This is a genomic window from Mycobacterium sp., assembly GCF_049683935.1.
Lineage (GTDB): Bacteria > Actinomycetota > Actinomycetes > Mycobacteriales > Mycobacteriaceae > Mycobacterium.
Window position 1 is genome coordinate 1 of sequence record NZ_JBAUJR010000198.1, and the last position, 5,570, is coordinate 5,570.

Below are 5,570 nucleotides of genomic sequence, written 5' to 3' on the forward strand. Positions count from 1 at the left end.
GCGATGTCCAGCCTGCCGGGCCGGGGCATCCCGACGACGACGGTTGCCGGCGCGGTCGCATCCCAGTTCAGGGCGGCGGCCTGCGATTGCAGTTCCGGCCCGAGGTCGCCGCGAACGACGGCGTCGACCAAGTTGGCTTCCATCCGGGTGTCCCAGGCGCCCCGGGCCTCTGCCTGGTCGGCGTAGGCGCTGGCTGCGGCGAACGCCAGGTCGCGGCTGTACCGCAGGATGCCCGCGGTCAACGCGGTCAGCTGCTCCTCTGACCGCGCCAGCAGCGGCACCACTTCTTCGAAGAACTCCATCGTGACGCGAACCATCTCGACGGATTGGCGCAGCGCGATCCGCCTGCGCAGATCCTGCGGTACCACCTCGAACGCCTGGGCGGTATAGCTGACGTTGCTCTGCGGATTGCGCATCCACTCGACGAAGTTGACCACCGCGGTCTGCACCACGAGCTGCACGCTGGCTCGCTGGGACGCCTCCAGCTCGGCGAAGAACGGCAGTCGCTCCTCCATGGCGTGGACCGCCTGGGTGGCGAGCCGACCCGAATACTGCTTGAGTCGGCGCAGCGCCGACTCGGGCACGTTCTCCAGCACTTCGACCGTGGATCGCGGCGGGATGAACCGATTGTTGTCGGTCATCCCTAAAAGCTACGCTCTTTTTTGGTCGATTCCCACAAGCGCCGCCTACGTCAAGCGACTCCGGGGTGGAATGTCGTCGCCTACGCGACTCCGGGGCGGAATGTCGTCGCCTACGCGACTCCGGGGTCCGACGTCTGCTCCGGCGCCGCCATCACGTCGTCGATCTCGTACTTACGCGCCGCTTCGACCGCCACCGACATGTCGATGTTGCCGTCGCGCGCCAGTCCTTCGAGCACGGCGACGGCAACGGACTCGCCATCGGTGTTGTAGTAGCGCCGTGCAGCGGGCCTGGTGTCGGAGAAGCCGAAGCCGTCGGTGCCGAGCGTGATATAGGTCCCGGGCACCCAGGGCCGGATCTGCTCGGGCACGGCGCGCATCCAGTCCGACACCGCCACCACCGGGCCGGTCGCGTCGGACAGCACCTCGGTGATGTACGGGGTCGCTGCCGGCTTGTCCGGGTGGCGCAACCGCTCCTTCTCGACCGCCACACCGTCGCGGTTGAGCTCACCCCAGCTGGTCACCGACCACACGTCCGCAGCGACATCCCACTCGTCGGCCAGCAGTTCTGCGGCCTTGAGCGCCGACGGCATGCCGACACCGGAGGTCAGGATCTGCGCGCTGTACTTCTTCTTCTCGGGCGCCTGCTGATAGCGGTAGATGCCGCGCAGCAACCCGTCGACGTCGACGCCCTCCGGTTCGGCCGGCTGGACGTAGGGCTCGTTGTAGATCGTCATGTAGATGTAGATGTTCTCCGGGTTTTCCCCGAACATCCGTTGCAAGCCGCTTTCGATGATGTAGGCGATCTCGAAGGCGAACGCAGGGTCATACGACACCACGGCAGGGTTGGTGGCGGCCAGCAGCAGTGAGTGCCCGTCGGCGTGCTGCAGACCCTCACCGACCAGCGTGGTGCGGCCCGCGGTCGCGCCGAGGATGAACCCGCGAGCCATCTGGTCGGCCGCGGCCCACAGCCCGTCGCCGGTGCGCTGGAACCCGAACATCGAGTAGAAGATGTAGACCGGGATCATCGGCTCGTTGTGGGTGGCGTACGACGTACCGACCGCGGTGAACGATGCCGTCGAGCCGGCCTCGTTGATTCCCTCGTGCAGGATCTGGCCGATCTCGCTCTCCTTGTAGGCCAGCATCAACTCGGCGTCCACTGCGGTGTAGAGCTGGCCGTTACGGTTGTAGATCTTCAGGCTCGGGAACCACGAGTCCATCCCGAACGTGCGAGCCTCGTCCGGGATGATCGGCACGATGCGCGGCCCGATGTTCTTGTCGCGCAACAGTTCCTTGAAGGTGCGCACGGTCGCCATGGTGGTGGCCACCTCCTGCTTGCCCGACCCTTTCTTCAGCGCCTTGTAGGCATCGCGCCCCGGCAACGCCAGGACCTTGGCCTTGGTCCGGCGTTCGGGCAGGAAGCCGCCGAGCGCGCGGCGCCGATCGAGCATGTACCGGATCTCGGGAGCTTCCGGTCCGGGGTGGTAGTACGGCGGCAGGTACGGGTTCTCCTCGAGCTTGTCGTCGCTGACCGGAATCCGCTGGCTGTCGCGGAAGTCTTTGAGATCCTGCAGCGCAAGCTTTTTCATCTGATGGGTGGCGTTACGGCCCTCGAAGTGCTTGCCGAGGGTGTAGCCCTTGATGGTCTTCGCCAGGATCACGGTGGGTTGGCCCTTGTGCTCCATCGCAGCGTGGTACGCCGCGTAGACCTTGCGGTAGTCGTGCCCGCCGCGCTTGAGGTTCCAGATCTCGCGATCGGTCATCGGCTCGACGAGAGCCTTGGTGCGCGGGTCGCGGCCGAAGAAGTGGTCGCGCACGTAGCTGCCGTCGTTGGCCTTGTAGGTCTGGTAGTCACCATCGGGGGTGGTGTTCATCAAGTTGACCAGGGCACCGTCGCGGTCGGCGTGCAGCAGGGCGTCCCACTCGCGGCCCCAGACCACCTTGATGACGTTCCAGCCGGCGCCGCGGAAGAACGACTCCAATTCCTGGATGATCTTGCCGTTGCCGCGGACGGGGCCGTCGAGGCGCTGCAGGTTGCAGTTGACGACGAAGGTCAGGTTGTCCAGGCCCTCGTTGGCGGCCACCTGGATGAGGCCGCGGCTCTCCGGTTCGTCCATCTCACCGTCGCCCAGGAATGCCCACACATGCTGGGCGGAGGTGTCCTTGATGCCGCGGTCCTGCAGGTAGTGGTTGAACCTGGCCTGGTAGATGGCGTTCATCGGGCCCAGACCCATCGACACCGTCGGGAACTCCCAGAAATCGGGCATCAGGCGGGGGTGCGGGTAGGACGGCAGCCCGCCACCGGCGTGGCTGTGCTCCTGGCGGAACCCGTCGAGTTGATCCGAGGTCAGCCGGCCCTCCAGGAAGGCGCGGGCGTAGATGCCGGGGGAGGCGTGCCCCTGGATGAAGATCTGGTCGCCCCCGCCGGGATGCGACTTACCCCTGAAGAAGTGGTTGAATCCGACCTCGTAGAGGGCAGCAGACGACGCGTAGGTCGAAATATGGCCACCGACACCGACTCCCGGACGCTGTGCCCGGTGCACCATGATCGCGGCGTTCCACCGGATCCACGCGCGGTAGCGCCGTTCGACGTCCTCGTCGCCGGGAAACCAGGGCTCCAGTTCGGTCGGGATCGTGTTCACGTAATCGGTCGAGGTCAGGGCGGGGATCGCCACCCGCTGCTCACCGGCGCGTTCCAGAAGACGCAACATCAGGTAGCGCGCACGCGCCGGTCCGGACCGTTCTACCAGTTGGTCGAAAGACTCCAGCCATTCGGCGGTTTCGTCGGAGTCGATGTCGGGCAGGTACGACGCAACACCTTCCCGGATCACCCGCACGCGGTCGGGTTCGCTTGTGCTGCTGGAGTTTTGGGCCAGATCCTGGCGCACGAACTCGGTGGTCAACTTTCCGCTCCTTGTTAGGCGGTGTACATGCTGACGCAATCCGCGAAGTGGGTTTTCCTCGCGTCTCGCGTGCGATGTCCCTGTCCGCTCCTCATGTGAGCGGTGGGCTCCATCCTTGTCTAATCCTGCCCCATCCGCACTGCCGGGTGTGCCAGGTTGCATTTAGTGCGACGGACTGGCCCGATCGGCACCATGAGCGGGCAGGTGAACCGGTAACGTCTGCACCGTGCTGACGGGTTGGCTGAGCGCGCCCCGCGCGCGATGCGCCGCCTTCTTCACCGGCATCGTGGCCGCCCTGGCGATGATCGTCGTGGGCTGCACCAACGTCACCGACGGAGACGCCGCAGTGGCGGAGGGCGAGGCACGGCTGTACCGGGCATCGGTGACGGCGTCCATCGAGGAATCCGCGGCCAGCTCGAGCGCGCGCGAGTCCGAACGTCAGGAATCGCTGAGCGCCGAGGCGGTCGAGGCGGCCTGCGAGGCGATGAGTTCGAGCAGCGCAGACGCCATCGGCGCCGTCAACGCCTACGTCGCCGCGTCCAACTCCAATCCTGCCGACATCGGGCGCACCGCGGGCCCGGCGGTGGACGCACTGAACCTCAGCGCGGACCTGGTCGCGGGCACCATCTCCGATCGCCTGGCCCCCGAACTGCGGGACTCGCTCAACGGCTGGGTGGATGCGGCGCGGGCGGTGGCGACCGCGATCGCGGGCAATTACGGGACCGAAGAATTCAACGCCGGGATCACCCTGTTGAACGATTCCAAGACCGCCGCGTTGGACCGATGCGACGCGGCATACCGGTGAACCTGCCATCACACGTCCGCTCTTGTAGCCCGGCGTGCGACGATAGGGCGAGAACATGGCACAGCACACAGTGAGTCGAAGGTTGGCTGAAGGAGGACCGAAGGTGGTCTCGGCGGGTGACCCCCCGAACTACGCCCAAAGGTTGGGCATCGAAAAAGATCAGATCGTGCAGGAACTGGGCTGGGATGAGGACTCCGACGACGACATCCGGTTCGCCATCGAGGACGCGTCCGGCGCCGACCTGCTCGATGAGGACTCCGACGAGGTCATCGACGTGGTGTTGCTGTGGTGGCGTGACGGGGACGGCGACCTCGTCGACACCCTGATGGACGCCATCACCCCGCTTGCCGATGACGGTGTCATCTGGGTGGTCACTCCCAAGACCGGCCACCCCGGGCACGTGCAACCCGCCGACATCGCGGAGTCGGCGCCGACCGCGGGTCTGATGCAGACGTCGTCGGCCAACCTGGGGGACTGGATCGCCAGTCGCCTGGTGCAGCCGAAGGCGAAAGCCATCACCAAGCAGCGGTAGGGGGCGTGCTGGCTGTCGGCGGCAGCGCACCGGACTTCACGCTCAAGGACCAGAACAACCAGCCGGTGACGCTGAGTTCGTTTTCTGGCGCCAAGAACGTGCTCCTGGTGTTCTTCCCCCTTGCGTTCACCAGCATCTGCGCCCGCGAACTCGACGACATCCGTGATCACCCGGGCGACTTCGTCAACGACGACACCGCCACGCTGGCCATCTCGGTGGGCCCGTCACCGACCCACAAGGTGTGGGCCACCCAACGCGGCTTCACCTTCCCGGTGCTGTCCGACTTCTGGCCGCACGGTGCGGTCAGTCAGGCCTATCGCGTGTTCAACGACGACACCGGGTTCGCCAATCGGGGCACCTTCGCGGTGGACCGCTCCGGGGTGATCCGGTTCGCCGAATGCAAGCAACCTGGCGAGGTCCGCAATCAGGCGGTGTGGTCGCACGCGCTTGCGGCGTTGCGGTCGGGCTGAGATGGATTTCCGGTCGCAGGTCATCGGCGGGTAACCTGCCCGGGATCGGGCGCGTAGCTCAGTGGTAGAGCTCTGGTTTTACACACCAGCGGTCGGCGGTTCGAAACCGTCCGCGCCCACCATCAAAATTCCTGGTCAGAGACTTACGGCCAAGATTTTCTCTCAATTTCAAACCCCCGTTGTGCCAAGAGTGTGCCAAGAGATTTGAACAGGCGCCGGGGC

Annotated in this window: 4 protein-coding genes, 1 tRNA gene and 1 pseudogene; 4 read left to right on the plus strand and 2 right to left on the minus strand. The window is 65.8% G+C overall.

From position 1 onward, the window contains the following. Nucleotides 1-641 (minus strand): annotated as a pseudogene (locus WA965_RS11190) (PucR family transcriptional regulator); the annotation flags it as partial. A gap of 110 nt (nucleotides 642-751) precedes the next feature. Further along, nucleotides 752-3,541 (minus strand): pyruvate dehydrogenase (acetyl-transferring), homodimeric type, encoded by a 2,790-nt coding sequence (gene aceE, locus WA965_RS11195; protein WP_526301107.1) that lies wholly within the window; start codon nucleotides 3,539-3,541, stop codon nucleotides 752-754. A 226-nt stretch (nucleotides 3,542-3,767) separates the two neighbouring features. On the opposite strand from aceE, the gene WA965_RS11200 reads away from it, so the two are divergent. The 4 genes from WA965_RS11200 to WA965_RS11215 all read left to right on the plus strand — a co-directional run bounded on the left by WA965_RS11200 (nucleotide 3,768) and on the right by WA965_RS11215 (nucleotide 5,470). Next, nucleotides 3,768-4,346 (plus strand): Rv2240c family protein, encoded by a 579-nt coding sequence (locus WA965_RS11200; RefSeq protein WP_526301105.1) that lies wholly within the window; start codon nucleotides 3,768-3,770, stop codon nucleotides 4,344-4,346. 103 nt (nucleotides 4,347-4,449) lie between these two features. Beyond that, nucleotides 4,450-4,878 carry a DUF3052 family protein gene (locus WA965_RS11205; protein WP_178359963.1) on the plus strand — a complete coding sequence of 143 codons (429 nt, stop codon included), beginning with the start codon at nucleotides 4,450-4,452 and terminating at the stop codon, nucleotides 4,876-4,878. Between the two features lie 5 nt (nucleotides 4,879-4,883). Further along, entirely contained in the window at nucleotides 4,884-5,348 is a 465-nt protein-coding gene (locus WA965_RS11210) for a peroxiredoxin (RefSeq protein WP_526301103.1), read from the plus strand. Nucleotides 5,349-5,395: 47 nt separating this feature from the next. Beyond that, nucleotides 5,396-5,470: transfer RNA gene (locus WA965_RS11215), tRNA-Val, on the plus strand. Nucleotides 5,471-5,570: the final 100 nt, after the last annotated feature.